At 61.6% G+C, this 16,868-nt stretch carries 15 protein-coding genes and 1 tRNA gene; 11 read left to right on the top strand and 5 right to left on the bottom strand.

From position 1 onward, the window contains the following. Nucleotides 1-231 precede the first annotated feature (231 nt). A complete protein-coding gene (locus ACTQYB_RS05080) occupies nucleotides 232-963 on the bottom strand; it encodes an MIP/aquaporin family protein (protein WP_441482219.1) in 732 nt (243 codons plus the stop codon). Nucleotides 964-1,328: 365 nt separating this feature from the next. Here ACTQYB_RS05080 and ACTQYB_RS05075 point away from each other — a divergent pair. From ACTQYB_RS05075 to ACTQYB_RS05030, 10 genes are all read left to right on the top strand, one after another. After that, nucleotides 1,329-1,402: transfer RNA gene (locus ACTQYB_RS05075), tRNA-Lys, on the top strand. A 413-nt stretch (nucleotides 1,403-1,815) separates the two neighbouring features. Beyond that, nucleotides 1,816-2,070 (top strand): hypothetical protein, encoded by a 255-nt coding sequence (locus ACTQYB_RS05070; protein WP_441495909.1) that lies wholly within the window; start codon nucleotides 1,816-1,818, stop codon nucleotides 2,068-2,070. Between the two features lie 95 nt (nucleotides 2,071-2,165). After that, entirely contained in the window at nucleotides 2,166-3,263 is a 1,098-nt protein-coding gene (locus tag ACTQYB_RS05065) for a glutamyl-Q tRNA(Asp) synthetase (RefSeq protein ID WP_441482221.1), read from the top strand. A gap of 63 nt (nucleotides 3,264-3,326) precedes the next feature. Beyond that, entirely contained in the window at nucleotides 3,327-4,157 is an 831-nt protein-coding gene (locus ACTQYB_RS05060) for a YggS family pyridoxal phosphate-dependent enzyme (RefSeq protein WP_033507130.1), read from the top strand. A 62-nt stretch (nucleotides 4,158-4,219) separates the two neighbouring features. Then, nucleotides 4,220-4,483 (top strand): acylphosphatase, encoded by a 264-nt coding sequence (locus tag ACTQYB_RS05055; protein ID WP_420804529.1) that lies wholly within the window; start codon nucleotides 4,220-4,222, stop codon nucleotides 4,481-4,483. Between the two features lie 571 nt (nucleotides 4,484-5,054). Continuing rightward, the gene (locus ACTQYB_RS05050; protein WP_441482222.1) at nucleotides 5,055-7,100 is read left to right on the top strand and encodes a DUF7604 domain-containing protein; all 2,046 of its coding nucleotides are present in this window, start codon (nucleotides 5,055-5,057) and stop codon (nucleotides 7,098-7,100) included. 237 nt (nucleotides 7,101-7,337) lie between these two features. Beyond that, a complete protein-coding gene (locus ACTQYB_RS05045; protein ID WP_441482223.1) occupies nucleotides 7,338-9,002 on the top strand; it encodes an isopeptide-forming domain-containing fimbrial protein in 1,665 nt (554 codons plus the stop codon). Nucleotides 9,003-9,228: 226 nt separating this feature from the next. Further along, nucleotides 9,229-9,930 carry an HTH domain-containing protein gene (locus ACTQYB_RS05040; RefSeq protein WP_321046313.1) on the top strand — a complete coding sequence of 234 codons (702 nt, stop codon included), beginning with the start codon at nucleotides 9,229-9,231 and terminating at the stop codon, nucleotides 9,928-9,930. After that, complete coding sequence (locus ACTQYB_RS05035; RefSeq protein WP_160249010.1) at nucleotides 9,921-10,775, top strand: class C sortase; 855 nt, start codon at nucleotides 9,921-9,923, stop codon at nucleotides 10,773-10,775. Before ACTQYB_RS05040 ends, ACTQYB_RS05035 begins: the two co-directional genes overlap by 10 nt. 80 nt (nucleotides 10,776-10,855) lie before the next feature. After that, nucleotides 10,856-11,218 carry a hypothetical protein gene (locus ACTQYB_RS05030; RefSeq protein WP_441482224.1) on the top strand — a complete coding sequence of 121 codons (363 nt, stop codon included), beginning with the start codon at nucleotides 10,856-10,858 and terminating at the stop codon, nucleotides 11,216-11,218. On the opposite strand, the gene ACTQYB_RS05025 is transcribed toward ACTQYB_RS05030, so the two are convergent. Continuing rightward, the gene (locus tag ACTQYB_RS05025) at nucleotides 11,194-11,448 is read right to left on the bottom strand and encodes a hypothetical protein (RefSeq protein ID WP_441482225.1); all 255 of its coding nucleotides are present in this window, start codon (nucleotides 11,446-11,448) and stop codon (nucleotides 11,194-11,196) included. The two genes, ACTQYB_RS05030 and ACTQYB_RS05025, sit on opposite strands and share 25 nt — an antisense overlap. A 352-nt stretch (nucleotides 11,449-11,800) precedes the next feature. On the opposite strand from ACTQYB_RS05025, the gene ACTQYB_RS05020 reads away from it, so the two are divergent. Further along, nucleotides 11,801-12,421, top strand: a complete 621-nt coding sequence (locus ACTQYB_RS05020) for a rhomboid family intramembrane serine protease (RefSeq protein WP_441482226.1) — start codon at nucleotides 11,801-11,803, stop codon at nucleotides 12,419-12,421. Nucleotides 12,422-12,444: 23 nt separating this feature from the next. Here ACTQYB_RS05020 and ACTQYB_RS05015 read toward each other — a convergent pair whose 3' ends face one another. From ACTQYB_RS05015 to ACTQYB_RS05005, 3 genes are all read right to left on the bottom strand, one after another. Continuing rightward, on the bottom strand, nucleotides 12,445-13,509 hold the full coding sequence (locus tag ACTQYB_RS05015; protein WP_441482227.1) for a LacI family DNA-binding transcriptional regulator: 1,065 nt from the start codon (nucleotides 13,507-13,509) through the stop codon (nucleotides 12,445-12,447). Nucleotides 13,510-13,565: 56 nt separating this feature from the next. Beyond that, nucleotides 13,566-15,773 carry a beta-galactosidase gene (locus ACTQYB_RS05010; RefSeq protein ID WP_441482228.1) on the bottom strand — a complete coding sequence of 736 codons (2,208 nt, stop codon included), beginning with the start codon at nucleotides 15,771-15,773 and terminating at the stop codon, nucleotides 13,566-13,568. Between the two features lie 126 nt (nucleotides 15,774-15,899). Beyond that, complete coding sequence (locus ACTQYB_RS05005; RefSeq protein ID WP_441482240.1) at nucleotides 15,900-16,865, bottom strand: carbohydrate ABC transporter permease; 966 nt, start codon at nucleotides 16,863-16,865, stop codon at nucleotides 15,900-15,902. Nucleotides 16,866-16,868: the final 3 nt, after the last annotated feature.

Below are 16,868 nucleotides of genomic sequence, written 5' to 3'. Positions count from 1 at the left end.
ATGTGTATGCCTTTCTGCTTTCGGAACCGTTGTCGATGCGGGGCTGCGCCAGAATGGCGTTCCCGTCCCCGCTCGGGAACCATTGGATTCCAGTCTAGTCCATCGTGCGCCTATTGCCGGAATCGCACGGATGCAACTGGCATAACGGGGGCCAGCGCCGCAATACAAAAGCCCGGTGATAATGCTGGATGAACCGCTGCATCATCACCGGGCTGCGTGTCTTATTGCCGATTAGGCGAACAACACCTTGAACAGGAACGCGCCCAGAATCGCGCCCAGAATCGGCGCAACCACCGGAATCCAGGCTTCACCCCAACGGGAGCCGCCCTTGTGCGGAATCGGCAGCAGCTGATGCAGCAGGCGCGGCATCAGATCGCGAGCCGGGTTGAGGCCAGGTCCGGTCGGGCCGCCCATCGAAGTGACCAGACCCCACACAATGAAACCGACCACGATGGAAGCGGCGGCCGGATCCTTCTGACCCCACGGCATGGACAGGCAGCACAGCGCGCCAATCACCAGCATGAGGGTGCCGAAGAACTCGTTGAGGAAGTAGTTCACGCGGTCGTTTTCGGCGTCGGTGGTGCAGAAGGTGCCGAGGATCGCTTCGGCGTCTTCGGTGTCGCGGTAATGCGGGTAGTAGGTGACGTAGACGATGAGCTGGCCGACGATGGCGCCAAGCAGCTGGGCGATGATGTACGGCAGCACCTCGTTCCATGGGAACAAGCCGTTGACGGCCTGGGCGAGGGTCATGGCCGGGTTGATGTGGGCGCCGGAGACAGCGCCGAACATGAGCACCGGGAACATCACGCCGAAGCCGTAGCCCATGGCGATGTTCAGCCAGCCGGCATGATGGCCTTTGGTGTTCTTGAGTTCGACGTTGGCAACGGAGCCGTTGCCGAACACCATAAGGATGGCGGTGCCGACGAATTCGGCAGCCAGTTTGACGAAAAGTGAGTAAGTCACTGCTCTGCTTCTCTCTCGTTTTTTGTGTGCTGTGTTCTCTGGTTTTTGCGCTTGCGCGACGAAACGAATGGATTCGCGTGCCAGGGCGCCTGTGCCTCCATTGGCCGCACGGCCCTCAACGCGTGGAGCCGGTGGTCATCGCGCTGCCGGCTTTGGGCATGATTGGCCCGTGGCAGGGTTCGCGGATGGATGCGCCGGACGTCGGCGCGAGTGCCAGTGTAGTGGGAACCATGGTCTTGGCTGCCTGATGCGAGGTTTTCCGCAGACCGGTCAGAAAAACGACACGCCGGAGCGGTGCATAAGTTGCGTTCGAATCAGAGACGAGTATAGTAATCACTCGGTTCGAGAAATCGACTAACCAACTTGCCCCTTTAGCTCAGTTGGTTAGAGCAGCTGACTCTTAATCAGCGTGTCCGGGGTTCGAATCCCCGAGGGGGCACTTTCAACCGCAGCTTCGGCTGCGGTTTTTTTGTTTCTCGCTCCAGATTCCATGTGATGCTGGCGCCCATGGTAGGCTGATGCCATGATGCTTGCAGATTGTGGCTAGGATTTCGTCACAGATCTCAACCTTCTTGCACTGGCTTGCGAAGACGCGGAGGTCTTCGGGGATTGGGCCATGCTTGACTATCGGCGGATTGCCGCCGAACTGGGCCGCACGCCCGAGTCCACGGTGTTCTCTATCGAGGATGGTGATTATGGCAGTGGCGGCTGGGCGAGTTTTATCGAAATACGTCTGGCTCGTAGAGGCGCGGAGCCTGAGATTCGTGACGGATACCAGGCGACCCGGTACGCATCTGTGGTGGTATGCAGAATCGCCCCGTTGGCCGCGCTGATGAAGGTGGTAGAGGCGGGGTGGCATTGGGCGGCAAGGGTAGCTTTAGCAAACTCTCGGTAGCCGATGATTTGGTCTCTGCAGTGCCATGGGATACGCGACAGCGCATCCCCGAGATCCTGGCGAACTATGGGTATCAGATACTCGCCCCCGAAATCGGCCGCTTGCGTCTACCTGATGGTTTGGGAGCGGATACCCTGCTAACCAGCAAGGACGAAAAAGACTGCTACATCGGGCATCATGTTTTCGACGCCTGGTCCCACTGGATGGATTGAACGGACCGTGCGTTCCGTGCGTTCCGTGCGGACCCGGCGACAGATCGGGCGACAAGGGCTGCACGGCCGGATACACGGGCGGATAGACTGCAAGCGTGGAACATTCAGCGGTTATCGGGCGTCTGGCGCCATCGCCGACCGGGCGCATGCATATCGGCAATGCGTATGCGGCGCTCGCCGCTTGGCTGGGCGTGCATTCCCGCGGTGGGAAACTGATATTGCGAATCGAGGATATCGACGCCCCGCGCGTGGTGCGGGATGCCGACCGGTGGATCATGGATGACCTCCACTGGCTCGGACTGGATTGGGACGGCGACCCGGTCTATCAGTCATCAAGACTTGACAGATATCGACAGATACTTGATGCCCTGCATGGTATGACGCTGGACGATATCCTGACGCGCGATATCTTGCGGCTAACTGCCCAGACAGGCGTGTGCCCAGACTCGAACGTAGAGCCGCACGAGGAATCGCCGCTCATCTACCCGTGTTTCTGCTCGCGCGCCGATATCCGCGCCGCATCTGCCCCGAACGAGGGCGACGGCTTCATCATCTACCCGGGAACGTGCCGTCGCTTGTCTGCCGCCGAGCGCAACACCCGTATCGACCGCGGCGACCGCCATTCCTGGCGTATTGCCGTGCCCGAGCGAGCCAACCCCGCTGGCGCGATCGTTTTCGACGATGAGGTGTTCGGCCCGCAACGCATCAATCTGGGGCGGCAGGTCGGCGATGTCGTCATCCGGCGTTCTGACGGGCTGTTCGCGTATCAGTTCGTTGTCAGTGTCGATGATTTCGATATGGGCGTCACCCAGATTGTGCGTGGGCGCGATTTGCTGCGGTCCACGGCGATTCAGTTGTGGATTCGCCGCGCGTTGGAAAGCGTCTCGCCGGTGCAGACATCTCCCGCCGCATCGCCCGCAACCGCACCAATACCGCAGTTCGCGCATCTGCCGTTGGTCGACGACATTTCCGGCAAGCGTCTGGCCAAGCGCGATCGTGCCCTCGATCTGGGCGTGCTGCGCGAGGAAGGCGTAAGCCCCGAACGCATCATCGGCTATTGCGCATGGATGCTGGGGCTGCTGCCGCAGCCTGTGCCTTGCCGTCCCTCCGACCTGCTCGATGGTTTCACGTGGAATATCATCGCCGAGCATCGGAACGATCATCGCTGCGATACACAAGACCTACTACGATGAGAACCAGGAAAACAGGACAACCTGCGGGGGCGAGCCGTGTCCGCGGGCGGATGTGAGGCATGCATGACAGCGTATATGGATCACAAGGATCTGGCGAACGAGACCATTGACGAGGGCCGGGCGCAACAGATTGCGGACGGCGTGCATCGCGTGCTGGATCGCATCGCCCAGGCGGAGATGGAGGCCGGCAGAGAGCCGGGTTCGGTCAGGTTGCTCGCCGCCACGAAAACGCGTGATGTCGGCGAGATCATGGCCGCCATCGATGCTGGTATCCGTATGATCGGTGAGAACCGCCCGCAGGAGGTCGTCGCCAAGGCCGAAGGACTTGCCCGACAGTGCGCCGCGCGCGGTTTTTCGCTGGGCGCGGCCGCCGGTGAAGGGAATATGCACGATGACGATCCCGAGCATCACATCCCCTTTCATCTCATCGGCCAGTTGCAAAGCAACAAAATCGGCAAGGTGCTGCCGGTGGTTGAAACCATCGAATCCGTAGATTCGCTTGATTTGGCGCAGAAAATCGCTCGTCGCGCTGTCGCGCGCGGCATCACCGCCGGTGTGCTGCTGGAAGTAAACGAGTCCGGTGAGGAATCGAAGTCGGGGTGTGACCCGGCTCAGGCCGTCGATCTTGCCCAGCAGATCGGAACGCTCGAAGGCCTTGATTTGCAAGGCCTCATGACTATCGGCGCCCACGTGGACGACGAAGCGGTGATCCGCCGTGGCTTTGCTCACTTGCGCGAGACACGCGATTGGATTTTGCACGCCGGTACGCCCGGTACAGCGCACTGTCACGAGCTGTCGATGGGCATGACGAACGATATGGCGCTCGCTATCGCCGAAGGATCGACCATCGTGCGCGTGGGGACCGCAATTTTCGGCCCGCGCGCGTTCATCTGATTCCAGGTCGGTTCGGTATGGCGTCGCAGACGGACAGACCCTCATCGTATTCACGCGTGCATATGCTGGTGACCGGCATGGTGCAAGGCGTGGGATTCCGCTATTTCACGGTGATGGCGGCGCGTCGGTACGGGCTGACCGGCTGGGTGCGCAATCGTATGGACGGCTCGGTCGAGCTTGAGGCGCAGGGCGAAGGGATTGGCCTGGAACGTTTTGAGCGTGCGGTGGAAGCAGGCCCACGCTGGAGCCGTGTCGAGCATGTCGATATCGATGTCGTGCCGCCGGTGTCGGGAGAGAGGGATTTTTCCGCCCGTTCTGATCGATGATTTTCGGTGTTGTGTTGCGGCCGTGCGTGCCGTCTTCAGTTGTCGACCATGATCAAGATTGGTGGGAAATGTGGCGTTGTGCGGCCATGGGCGTTGCGAGCGCAGGCGCCGGCGACGCCGTTGTATTGGCGTGTCTGTTTGTCATCGCGCACCCAGCTTTCGGTGAGTCCTTGACCAGCATGAGATCTTCCGAGTCACTGAGTGTCCAAGATTCGGACAAATACGTGAGATAGGGGAAAAATCCGCGGAATCAAGGGGTGAACGGGGGAGTATCGCAAGTCGCCAGAACCATGCCAGTGGGCAAGTCTGACGGGGGAGAAGTCTCCCCGTCCCCATGATTCGGGGTGAATATGGGGGTTCCGCGCAGCGTGGCGCGGATTTTACACTGCCGCTATCGACCACTGAACGGGCGGTCTCCGGCACGGAAGCCGCGTCTGAGGAGGGAAAGCGAGGAGCCATGACACGACGACGGGATGGCGATACGACGGGAATCGCGAAGCATGGCCGGCGTGCCGATTATCGGTATCGCGCCATCTGTGCATTCGTGGTATGCGTATTGACATTATTTGCAATGGCGGTTTGGGCGCTGCCGGGTGAAGCGTCCGTGAATGCCGCTGAACGGGCCGGCTCGGCACAGGCCGAATCGGCGATGGTCAGTTCGGCGCAAACAAGCTCGGCACAGGCCGATTCCCGACAGGCAGGCGCGCAACCGACGGCACGCCCCGCGGCAGACCGCGCGACTGCGCAACTTCCTGAACCGGAGCACACAAAAACCATCGAACGCCTCGACGATGAGCGGTATCGGCTCACATTGAGCGTTACCGGTGCAGAGAGCACCAGCGGCGGCGTCGATCATAAAAGCGCCGATGTGGTTCTTGTGCTGGATTCCTCGGGCAGTATGGCGGAACATGAGGATCCTGACTGCCACTGGCCAAGCACGTGCCTGACCCGATGGCAGGTGGTCACGCAGGCGGCGCAACGGCTCGCCGCGACGCTACTCGACCCGTCAATCGGCGGCAATGTGCGCATCGCGTTGGTTGATTTTGATACCAACGCAAGTATCGTCCCCATGAATGGCAGCCAATGGACCGGCGACGCGGCCGCGCTGTCCACGGCGCTTGAAGGGCTGGATGCGTCATCGTCCACCGGCGGTGGCACGAACTGGGAGGCCGGCATGCATGCCGCGAACACCCTGCTGAACGGCAGTACTGCCGATCGCCGATATATCGTTATGCTTTCAGACGGCTCGCCGACCTTCCGCACGTCTGCCATGGGCGGCGATGACTGGAACAACCGGTACGGCGTCTACGGCAACGGCAGCTCCGATCCTGACGGCCGCTGCTTCGATGCGGCCGTCGCGGAGTCCAACAAGCGTGCGGACGGGACGGCCCTGTTCACGGTGAGCGCCGGCAAAGCCGCGGAGACGAATATGGCGGCGTTGGCGACTGCGGCCAACGGTGTCCATTATTCGGGCACGGATCCGGACAGTCTTGCGGATGCCTTCGACGATATCGCGATGATCATCACATCCACCATCCGATACCGTGATGTGAGTATCAGCGACACCCTGTCCTCATGGGTGGTCGCGTTGGACGACGACGGGTCGCCCGCCACCGGTGCCGACGCGGTGGTCACCCCGCAGATCAGCGCCAGCAAGGCGGACGGCTCGGCGGTATCCACCGACGGCATGGTTACCGCCTTCGACCAGACGACGGGGACCCTGACCTTGCACATGCCCGATGGTAAGACCTTGGACCCGGAAACCACCTACCGTGTATCCATTGACATCACACCAACCGCGGCGGCATACCGGAGTTTCATCGAAACAGGCAAGTACCCGGACACCGGAGACGAACTGACCGATGCTCCCGGCAACGCTACAAGCTCCGGGCAGCCCGGATTCTTCTCGAATGCGGAAGGCTCGGCACTGTTGCGCTACAAGACTGTCACGCTCACCGTCAGCGGGGATAGCAGCGAGGAAAGCGTGTCCGACGAACTGACCGCGGCATACGCGAGGCCGGTCGTACAGGTCGCTGCGCCGAGTTTGACGCTCGTAAAAACCGTGGACAACACCAACGCGACCGCCTACACTCCCGCGCGGCCGGCCGCCTGGAATCTGTCGGCATCGTTGGTCTCCGCCTCCGCCCCACAACCGGGAGCGTCATCTGGGGATGCGGCAAGCGGAAGCGGAATCAGCCCGGCCGCGCCATCCGAACCCGAGAACGAGCATACCGCTGCGTTGCCCGCGAAGACGGTCGAACCGGGAACCTACCGTCTGGCGGAAACGCACAATGACGACTACACCGTAGACGGCAAACCATACCAGAATTACGCGCGATACGAGTCCGGCAGCTGGGCATGCGCGGATGCCGCTGGCAACCCGCTCAGCGTCTCGTCCGAAGGTGATGTGGCAATCGCGCCCGGCATGCACGCCACCTGCACGATAGTCAACACCGCGTCCCTCGCTCTCGCTGACCAGATTCCGCTTACCGGCGCCTCCGGTATCCATCTGGACCGTCCTTGGCTGACATTTGCCGTCGGATTGCCGCTCGCCGGAACAGGCGTGTGGATTCTGAAGCGTTCCCGCAGGCGCGTCGCCGAAAGGAGCGTCCGATGAACCAGATTCGTCCGATACGCCAGATTCGTCCGATTCACCTGGCGAGTGCGCTCAGTGCGCTGAGCCGGATGGCCACAAAGAGCCGAATATATGAGAACCATGCGTTTCACGCCGGTCGGGAACGCCAATCCGGCGCCCCGCGCTCGCCGCCGCAGCACGGATGCACACCGCTGTAGCCCAGACCATATTCAAGTTCACGCCCACCGTGACTAGCAACACACCGCAGGAGGAGGAATCATGACATCCCTGATACATATCGTTTCGCAGGCCTGGAACAAGGCCTCGTCCAGAACAAGCCATCCATCGTCGTCGTCGGGAGACAAGCCATCGCCGATTCGCTCGATTGCAGCGGCGGGCGTGGCGTTGCTCGGCATCATCGGGCTCGGAACGGCGGCGCTCACCCCGAGTCCGGCTATTGCGGCGGAAAACGACAAATCAATCATCATCCAAGCCGGTACACGAGGCGAAATCATCGGTCATACCTTCGCCGTCGCGCCTATCGCCACATTCAACGGTGACGATTCCGCCGAACTGACCACCGTAAGCCAAGCCGACTCCGCGGTCCGCGAGGCCATCAAAGCAGCGCTGCAACAGGAAGCGCCCGAAGGCGCCGACCCGCTCATGTGGGCGCAGGCCGTCAGCGGCAACCCGATCGACCAGAGCACCACCTTCCCGTGGGCCGCAGATGCGAGTTCGCGCCTGTTCGCCGACGCGCTCGCCGATTATGTCAAGACAAATGGCACACAATACACTGCAACGCAAGACCCTCTGGCTATCACTGGTCTGCAAGGTGGACTGTACGCGATCGTCGATGTGACGGAAAAACTGCCCGACGGCGTCACAGACATGCCCGCATCCGTGCGCTCGCTGACCATGCTGGTCGGCACGAAGCACGATATCTTCAAGACCGACGGCAGCGTCATCGTGAAAAACGAGGCGTATCGCACCCCACCGACGAAAACCGTGACCGGCGACCAACAGGGCACCGTTCGGGTGGGCGACGAGCTAACCTACCACATCACTGGAACCGTCCCGTCGACGACCGGCAAGGGCGATGATTTCACCTACGTGTTCGAGGATTACGCGAGCCGCGGGTTGAGCATCGACACTTCGAAAAGCAATATCACCGTGACATACGGCAAGAACGGCACTGCCCTGCCGGCCGCCGACTACACCGTCGATCCGGCGGAGCAATCCGTCGATGGCAAGGGTGTGGGGGACGGGTCCGCCCCGACTTTCACCGTCACCATCGCCCGCAGCGTGCTGGACACCATCCAAAGCGCCGCGGGAGAAGCGTTCACCGTCACCTACAAGGCTACCGTGAACGACTATGCCGCTGACGACCAGGTGGCCGGTAACTGCGCCCAAGTGACCGTAGGTGGCGTGGCGTCCGGGAAATCCACCACAGTGAACGTGTACACCAACACCTTCCAATTCGAGAAGTATTTCGCGGACGGCTCCACCGTGACCGGTGCGCGTTTCACGCTGTATGACGCGGACAACAGCAAGCCGGTGCAGATGCACAACAAGGATTATGCGGCGGATGTCGATGAGCATGGGCGGGTCACCTTCTCCGGGTTGGAGGACGGCACGTACACCGTGCGTGAGACCCGTGTCGCCGACGGGGCCGCGCAGGTGACCGGTTCGTTCAAAGTGACACTCACCTACGATGCCACAGGCCAGCGTACGGTCGTCACCTTCAGCGACACCGGACTCGACCCGTATGATTTGGTCACTGCGGACGAGGACGGCGCCATCCGGGTGCGCAACGTCAAATCGTTGACCGAACTGCCGTTGACCGGTGCGGCAGGTGGCATGGTGATTGCGGGTTCGGCGGCGGTGCTTCTGGCGCTTGCCGGCGTCTCGCTTGCCATCATCCGCAGGATGGAACGACGCATGTGATGGCGTGCGGGGCGGCCCAAGCCGATGAAGCTGCCGAGGCCATGCAATCGAACACAATCGCACACGGTGTGCTGTTCGGATGTACGCCCGGGGCTTATATTCAGGCTTCATTAGGTACTATGCTGCCCCAATGCCGTTCCGGGGCGGTTGCCGGCCGGCTTCCCCCGCCGGCCGGCACCGAACCGGAAATGAACACCGTTACCAACGTGAACAAAAGGAGACGACGATGACGCGAACAGCGCCACATCGCCTGCTGGTTTTGCGACAACTCAGCCATGCTCGACAACGGCTGGACCTGCCGGACGGCACATTCACCGCGGAAGAGCTGCGATATCTGCGATCCCTTCCGGCAGTAGTCGCGGTCAGTGCAGGCAGAATACGGTATACGGAAGCGTTCAAGCGCGTCTGCATGCGCCAATATCGGCGAGGCAAATCGCCGGCGCGGATTTTCCGCGAAGCCGGCTTGGATTCCGCCCTGATCGGATACAAGCGGATTGAGCGGTGCATCGCCCGGTGGCGCAACATCGGCACGGAGGAGACGCCTGAACAGCTTGCTGAAGATGAGGCGTACGAGCGGGATCTCGACCGTTGGCGCCAGGCGCAGACACATATGCGGGCGGGTGCCGGCGTCAACGGGAGGAGGAGCGCGGCGTCGAGTCTTCCGTCCGCGTCTGGTGTGTCCGCCATGCCTGCCGCATCTTCGACGCGGATGGTTTCGGCGGCGGCAACATCGCCCATGAGCGTTGCCCGAAATTCGAATTCAGCCCCCAATCTCCGCGCGTCTGCCGCCCATCAAGCACAAGCAGACAGGCGGCAATCGGAAGATTTGCGTGACTTGCTCATTTCCCAGCAAATCCGCCGGATCGTGGAACTCGAACGTACCATCGAAGCCATGCGGGCGGCGTGCACATGCGGGGCATGCCGGTGAAACGACGAATCATCGTCATGCGGATCGTGGCGGCGCTGCTCCTCGCCGCGGCAATCGGCCTGATCCTGCTCCCGCCGGCTGTGCGCGCATGGTCAACGGGACGTCTTGCCGCAGCGGCGAACGACCATGAACGTGCCGTGGCGGCATGGCCGAGCGCGAAACGCGACCGGGCACTCGCCCAAGCACAGTCATATAACCGTTGGCTGGCGGCAAGCGGACAGCCGACGCTCGGTGTCGCCCCGGACAGTCATGCCGCCGAAGCGTACCGGTCGGCGCTTGCAACCCCGGACGGAGTGATGGGCGTCATTTCGATTCCGTCGATAGGAGTCCATCTGCCAATCAGGCACGGCACGTCATCGGATGTGTTGTCCGCCGGTGCCGGGCATCTGATGGGGACAAGCCTGCCGGTGGGCGGCACATCGACCCATGCGGTGATTACCGCCCATCGCGGGCTTGCCGGGGCATCCATGTTCACCAGGCTTGATGAGATGGCTGTCGGTGACCGTTTTTCCTTGACGGTGCTTGGCGCGACCATGGCCTACCGCGTCGACCGGGTGACGGTGATCAAGCCGGAAGACACTGCGATATTACGGATCTCCGGCACTGAGGATCGTGTGACGCTGATGACTTGCACTCCATACGGCGTCAATACGCATCGTCTGCTGGTTTCTGGGGTACGTGTGCCAAACGCCTCTTCTGCCCGGGATGGGGATGACATGCCGTCATCGTCGCAAGGGGCGACGGCGCGTGTACTTCGTTGGAGTGCGCTCGCCGCGGCGGGTCTTGTTGTCGGCGTGGGTGTCGGATACGGCGTATGGCGTCGCCGGCGGGAGCGGATGCGATGAATATGAAGCGTGCATACGCTAATCTGCCGGGAACGCGAGTATCAGGCGGAGAAGCGGTGTTATAAGCCGTGATGCATGGCATGGGCGCAGATGGTTGGCTCCTCGTCAAGGGTGACGGGCGGGTACTCGTCCGGGCGGATCATCAGCAGGGGCGCCGCCGGCTTCCACGTTTCGATGTACTTGGCTCGCGCGGGGTAGCATTCCTCGTCATCAAGCCAAATGATTGGCGACGTGTCTTCCTGGTAGGTTTCGAAGCGCAGGCGGGAGAATATCGTGTCGAGTTTGCCGGAGAATCGTCCCTGATTGGTGACGGGATTGTACCAGCGTACGGTATGTACGATATCCGGATTCCAGCCGAGCGCAGGGTCGAGAGTGTTGACGCAATACGGCTGCCGGGTGGTCAGCCAGGCCAGTTCGACTATGCCGCGACGGCGAGCTTGTGAACCCCGTCAGCCAGCTCGCGTGACCAGCGGAGACGATATCTGCCGGGCGGCACCTCGACCACAAGATTGCCGGTCAGCGGAAACGCGTGGTCACTGCTGTATAGGGACGCGCGTGGGTCGTCGGGCTTGAGCCACCCGGTGTGCCCCACTCCGCCGCGGCGTTGGATCTTGCTGTCGGGGAAGGCATTGAGGACGCCATCGAAATCGGTGTAGATGACCGGACGGTTCATGGCGTCCTCCTTCCCTGTACCTTGGACGATCCCCGTTCGCGTTGCCGACACGGGTGTGGATGGCCTGCACGTCAAGCGGTGACGTGCAAGACATTGTACTCCCGCGTCGGGAAGTTCGCGGTGGCATAATCACAGCGACTTTTGCTGTGGTTTGAGTCCGGACAAGACCTGGGCGCACTGGCTCAAACCGCCCGTTCCTTGACCCCGCCCGGCGGTACAGTCGAGGTATCCGCAACCGAGATATCCGCAGTCGGAAAATGCCGGCGGTCCCTGAAACCCGAGGGTACGGAACGGGGCGCGCCGCTCCGGTAATGGACCGTTGCGGTGAAACGCGTAGTGAAGGAGACCCACGATGGACACCATTGCCCAGACGGCGGCGACCATCGCCCCGGCGACATTCGTTCTGATTGCAATCAACGTCATCGTGTTCATCATCGAAACCGTCTCCGGCGGCAGCACGAATATCGACGTCGCCCGCCGGTTCGGTGCGATGACGGTCTGGGACCTCGAACATGGCCAATGGTGGCGCATGATCACATCGATGTTCGTGCATTTCGGCATCACCCACTTGGCGTGTAATATGCTCTCCCTGTTCAATTTGGGCGTGCTGGTTGAACGGATATTCGGCTCGGGCCTGCTAGGCGGGTCCCTCTTCATGCTGGTGGTGTATTTCGTTTCCGGATTGTGCGGCAACCTGCTGACATGGCGGGTCCAGAAATCCCGTGGCGAATACTATGTGGTGTCCGCAGGGGCTTCCGGTGCGATATGCGGTCTGTTGGGCGTCTATGTGGCGATGCTATTCGTCCCCGGGCTCAACCAGTTCCTTGACTTCAAAGCGGTGCTGCTCAACGTGGCGTTGTGCATCGCACCAGGCCTGACGAATAAGGAAATCAACATGTGGGCCCATCTGGGCGGTCTGATCGGCGGCGTCGTGGTCACGCTGGTGTATTTCGCCGTGCTGTTTGCACGGTGATGCGGCGCGGGCGGCCCATCGCCTTACGCCCGGGTGGTCGCCCGGCGGATTACCCGGGTCGCGCGCACGATATCCTTCGGCTTGATCGGCTTGTCGCTGCCGATCCGCTCGAGGATTCGCTCGACGGATGTGGGCGCAATCCAGTCAATCATCGAATCCATGGTGGTCAGCGGCGGCTGGAAATACGCGGCTTCGTCGATATTATCGAACCCGATGACCTGCACGCCGCCGGGGACGGCGATGCCATTGGAAGCGAGCGTGAACAGCGCGCCCATCGCCAGCTGGTCGTTGAATGCGACGATTCCATCAAACGGGATGCCGGTGTCGATGAGGTGTTGTGCCATTCGTGCCCCTGAACCGATCGACCAGTCCTTGCCGGTGTCGCCGATCAGATGCGGGTCGAGCGATAGCCCACGCGCCGCACATTCCTCAAGTACGCCGCGCAAACGCAGCTGGGCGTTGCCCTCTGTCGCTTCCAATGCCAGCGCCGGATCCTTGGAACCGTTGCGGGCGCCGATTACGGCGAGTTGGCTTGAGCCATGGTCGATCAGGAATCCGGCAGCCTGTCTGGCGGCTTGCACGTCGTCGGTGGTGACATGGTCGGCTTTGCCATGGGCGGAGCGGGCACCGAGGCAGACGAGGGGATATTCCACGTCAAGATCGTCTTCGGCCAAATCATCGGTTTCCGAAACGGACAGGATCATCCCGTCGGAGACGGTGGTGTTGAAATTGGCGAGAAGTGAGCGCACGCCGGCTGCAGGGTCTTCGGCGTAGGTGATCACGTACACGGAATATCCGCGGACTCGAGCCGCATCGATGACCTTATTGGCGAGTTCTGACAGATACGGCGGGGTCAGGCTGGGAACGGCGAGCGTGATGACCCCGGTGTGGCCGCGGTTGAGATTGCGCGCGGCGACATTCACGCGGTATCCGAGCTTGTCGATGACGCTCTGGACTTTCTCTCGCGTGGCGTCAGACATGCGTCCCGAATGGTTGATGACGTTGGAGGCGGTTTTCAGCGAGACGCCGGCTTCTTCGGCCACTTCGCGCAAGGTCGCACGTTTCTTGCCCGGTGTTGATTCGCTCATATCGCCTCCGTTTTCGTCTGATTCTAACTTATGTGTCGGGATATCGTGCGGATTGGTTACTCCTTTGAGCCAGATACCGGATGATTGGTTCTGGTGATGAGCACGCCGTTGCGCTGCAATGTGTATGAGCCGGAGCCGGCTGTGCCACGGAATATGACGAGCGGCTCGCCCGATACCTGGCTGATTTCCGCGCCTTGCTTGCCGCGGGCGAAGTAGAAATCGAAGGTGGCGGTGTCGCTGATACGCACGGTGTGAAGCACGTCCGGATTGGCGTGTGCGTTCGTCGTGTCGAAGTTGAGACGGATGAACGTTGTGAGGTCGTTGACGTCAAGATCGCATCCCAGAAAATACGCGATGCCTTTGCCGGCCCGGTTGCGGGTGATCGCCGGTACGCCGTCCAGGTCCCAATCGTCGGCGGCGTCGCCGTGATAGAAGGCAAGCGTTTGCGCATGCGGGTCGGTGACGCTGATAACGTTCTGCCACAATCGGCTCGTTGCGGTGGTGTGACTGTTGGTGGGGTCAGAAACCGCCTTGACCGTCGTCAATGCAATCGCGTCGGCATCCCCATCGGCTTGGGGTCCGATGATGTTGAACTCTTCGCCGCGAATCCCCAGCATGGAGCGCAACAGTCCCTGACCGGCTCCTGGATATCCGCCCAGCCCGACGTGGAAGTGCTCGTCCACCAGTCCGGTGGCATATCCGATGACCACTGTGCCGCCGGCTTGCGCGAAATCAAGGATTCTGCGAGTGTCAGCATCGCTGAGCATCAAGACGGTGGGTAGCACGATGGTGTGGTACCCACTCCAGTCGTATGCCAGTGGCACCACGTCGGCGCGCATGCCGGTGTTCAGGAACACCTGATACCAGTCACGAACGTCATGCCAATGGTCGAGTTTGCGGCTCGGCAGGGTTTGCGATCGCGTCGCCCACTGCGATTGCGCGTCGAAGAGGATGGCGGTGTCGCTGCGTTGCAGTCTGCTGCCGGTCAGCCCAGCGTCCGCGAGCTGCTCCAGGGTGTGTCCGAGTGTGCAGACCTCCCGGAAGAGCGCGGTGTCTTCGCCCGCGTGGGGGAGCATGGCGGAGTGGAAGGCTTCGGCGCCAAAGGCCGAGGCGCGCCATTGGAAGAAGTTGATGGCGTCGGCGCCCATGCCGATGTGCGCGAGCGCGTCGCGGGTGAGCTCGCCCTTGCGTTTGCGCGCGTTGAGTGGTTTCCATTGGACTGCCGAGGTGGAATGTTCCATCACATACCATGGGCGGTTGAGGGCCAGCGAGTCGACGAGCGCATCCGAACAACTCAACTCGTCCAGGTGCAGGGCTCCTTCATGGAAGTAATGGTCGTTGGACACGAAATCCACTTCGCTCGCCCATTGCGCGTAATCCATGGGGCATTGGTCGGTGGAAATCATGAAATTCGTGGTGAACGGCTTGTCCGGGCATATTTGCGCGATGGCGTCGCGCTCGGCCTTGTAGAAGTCGAGGAGCGCTTCATTGCCGAAACGTTCGAAATCGAGTTGCTGCCCGGGATTGACCATCGCGTCCGCGCCCATGTAACGCGGGATGAGCACTTGGTCGAAATCGTGGATTTCCTGTCCCCAGAACGTGGTGCCCCAGGCGGCGTTCAGCGCGTCGATTGAGCCGTATGTGCGCCGGCACCAGTCGCGGAAGGCGCGCTGGGCGTCATCGGAGTAGTCCTCGCGGTTGTTCCAGCCGTATTCGTTGCCCATATGCCAGGAGACGACGTAGGGGTTGCGGCCGTAGCGTTCGGCGAGTTTGCGGCACATGGTGAGCGCGTATTCACGGAACACCGGGCTGTTGGGGCTCCAGGACTGTCGAGCGCCGGGGCCAACCACATGCCCATATTTGTCTCGGGGCAGGACCTCCGGATGGGCTTCATACAGCCATAACGGGGCTGTGGCGGTCGCGGATGCGAGGTCGACGGCGATGCCGGCGTGCCCGAGCTTATCGATAATCAGGTCGAGCCAATCGAAATCCCAACGGTGTTCTTCCGGTTGGATGCGGTCCCAGCTGAAAATTGCCAGAGCGACGGTGTTGACGTGTGCTTCACGCATCAGCCTGATGTCGTCGTCCCACACGGATTGCGGCCACTGGTCGGGGTTGTAGTCGCCGCCGAAGATGATGCGGTTGCGCCGGCTCGCCGCCGACGGTGTGGGGTGCTTGCCGTTGCTTTCGGTCTCGTTGCCGTGAAGGTCTTGACTGGGCGCTGCTGGGTTGAGTACTGCTGGCCATTGGAAGGTGCGTCGCATATGATCACGCTCCGATGCTGTGCTGTGCGATGTGCTGGGTGGTGGCGGGGTGCGGCGGTTCGGTGCTGCACCCCGCCTTGGGGTTCGGGCAATCCGGCTGATTGCTGTGTCGGCTGGTCGTCTCGTCTATTCCTTGACTGCGCCCGCTGCAAGTCCGGACTGCCAGTACTTCTGCAAGCACAGGAACGCGATGACCAGCGGGATGATGGTGATCAGCGACCCGGTGATTACGAGGTTCTGGATCGCCTGCCCGCCTGCGGTGGATGCTTGGTCCTTCCACTGGTTGAGACCGATGGTCAGCGGGTACCAGTTGGAATCCTTGAGCATGATGAGCGGCAGGAAGTAGTTGTTCCACGTGGCGACGATGGTGAACAGCGAGGTGGTCACAATGCCGGGCGACAGCAGGGGCAAAGACACTTGGAAGAAGGTGCGCAGCTCGGAGGCGCCGTCGACGCGTGCGGCTTCAAGCAGTTCGGTCGGTACGGCCTGCTCGCTGAAAATCCACATGAGGTACAGGCCAAAGGGGCTAATGAGCGAGGGGATGATCATCGCCCAGGGCGTGTTGGTGAGGTTGAGCTTGGCGAACAGCAGGAATTGGGGGACCGCCAGGGCGATGCCGGGTACGGAGATCGCGCCGATAATCACGGCGAATACGGCTTTGCGGCCGGGGAACCGGAATTTCGCGAGCGCGTAGCCACCCATGATGGCCAGCAGGGTCGCACCGCCCGCGCCTGCAATGACATACAGCAGGGTGTTGAGCAGCCAGCGTCCGAAGATTCCGCCGTCGTAAGTGAAGACGGTTCTGATGTTGTCCCACAGGGCGAAGGTGTGGCCGAATCCGAGACCGAATGTCGAGGTGAAGTCGGATTGCGTCTTGGTCGCGTTGATGGCGAGGTAGACGAAGGGGAAGAGGCAGTAGACGGCGAAGATGCCGCAGACGAGGGTCAGCAGGGTGCTTCGGCGCGGGTTGGCCACGTTGGCGAAGCCGGCTTTTGCGGCGCGCTTGCGTTCCGCGGCTTCGTCTTTGGCTACTCTGCGCTGGCGGGCCTTTTCCGCTTGCCTTGCGGCGCGTTCGGCTTGTCGTGCGGTCATGGC

It is taken from the genome of Bifidobacterium sp. LCP19S3_E9 (assembly GCF_052121135.1).
GTDB lineage: Bacteria > Actinomycetota > Actinomycetes > Actinomycetales > Bifidobacteriaceae > Bifidobacterium > Bifidobacterium thermacidophilum.
Note: the sequence above shows the minus strand (reverse complement) of the source record. Positions and strands in the feature narration are given on the sequence as shown.

What these genes read in the sequence shown, in the direction of transcription:
- ACTQYB_RS05060 (WP_033507130.1), top strand. Translation starts at nt 3,327, where the DNA reads ATGACAGCGTATATGGATCACAAGGATCTGGCGAACGAGACCATTGAC.
- ACTQYB_RS05055 (WP_420804529.1), top strand. Translation starts at nt 4,220, where the DNA reads ATGCTGGTGACCGGCATGGTGCAAGGCGTGGGATTCCGCTATTTCACG.
- ACTQYB_RS05050 (WP_441482222.1), top strand. Translation starts at nt 5,055, where the DNA reads ATGGCGGTTTGGGCGCTGCCGGGTGAAGCGTCCGTGAATGCCGCTGAA.
- ACTQYB_RS05045 (WP_441482223.1), top strand. Translation starts at nt 7,338, where the DNA reads ATGACATCCCTGATACATATCGTTTCGCAGGCCTGGAACAAGGCCTCG.
- ACTQYB_RS05040 (WP_321046313.1), top strand. Translation starts at nt 9,229, where the DNA reads ATGACGCGAACAGCGCCACATCGCCTGCTGGTTTTGCGACAACTCAGC.
- ACTQYB_RS05035 (WP_160249010.1), top strand. Translation starts at nt 9,921, where the DNA reads ATGCCGGTGAAACGACGAATCATCGTCATGCGGATCGTGGCGGCGCTG.
- ACTQYB_RS05030 (WP_441482224.1), top strand. Translation starts at nt 10,856, where the DNA reads ATGGGCGCAGATGGTTGGCTCCTCGTCAAGGGTGACGGGCGGGTACTC.
- ACTQYB_RS05025 (WP_441482225.1), bottom strand. Translation starts at nt 11,448, where the DNA reads ATGAACCGTCCGGTCATCTACACCGATTTCGATGGCGTCCTCAATGCC.
- ACTQYB_RS05020 (WP_441482226.1), top strand. Translation starts at nt 11,801, where the DNA reads ATGGACACCATTGCCCAGACGGCGGCGACCATCGCCCCGGCGACATTC.
- ACTQYB_RS05015 (WP_441482227.1), bottom strand. Translation starts at nt 13,509, where the DNA reads ATGAGCGAATCAACACCGGGCAAGAAACGTGCGACCTTGCGCGAAGTG.
- ACTQYB_RS05010 (WP_441482228.1), bottom strand. Translation starts at nt 15,773, where the DNA reads ATGCGACGCACCTTCCAATGGCCAGCAGTACTCAACCCAGCAGCGCCC.
- ACTQYB_RS05005 (WP_441482240.1), bottom strand. Translation starts at nt 16,865, where the DNA reads ATGACCGCACGACAAGCCGAACGCGCCGCAAGGCAAGCGGAAAAGGCC.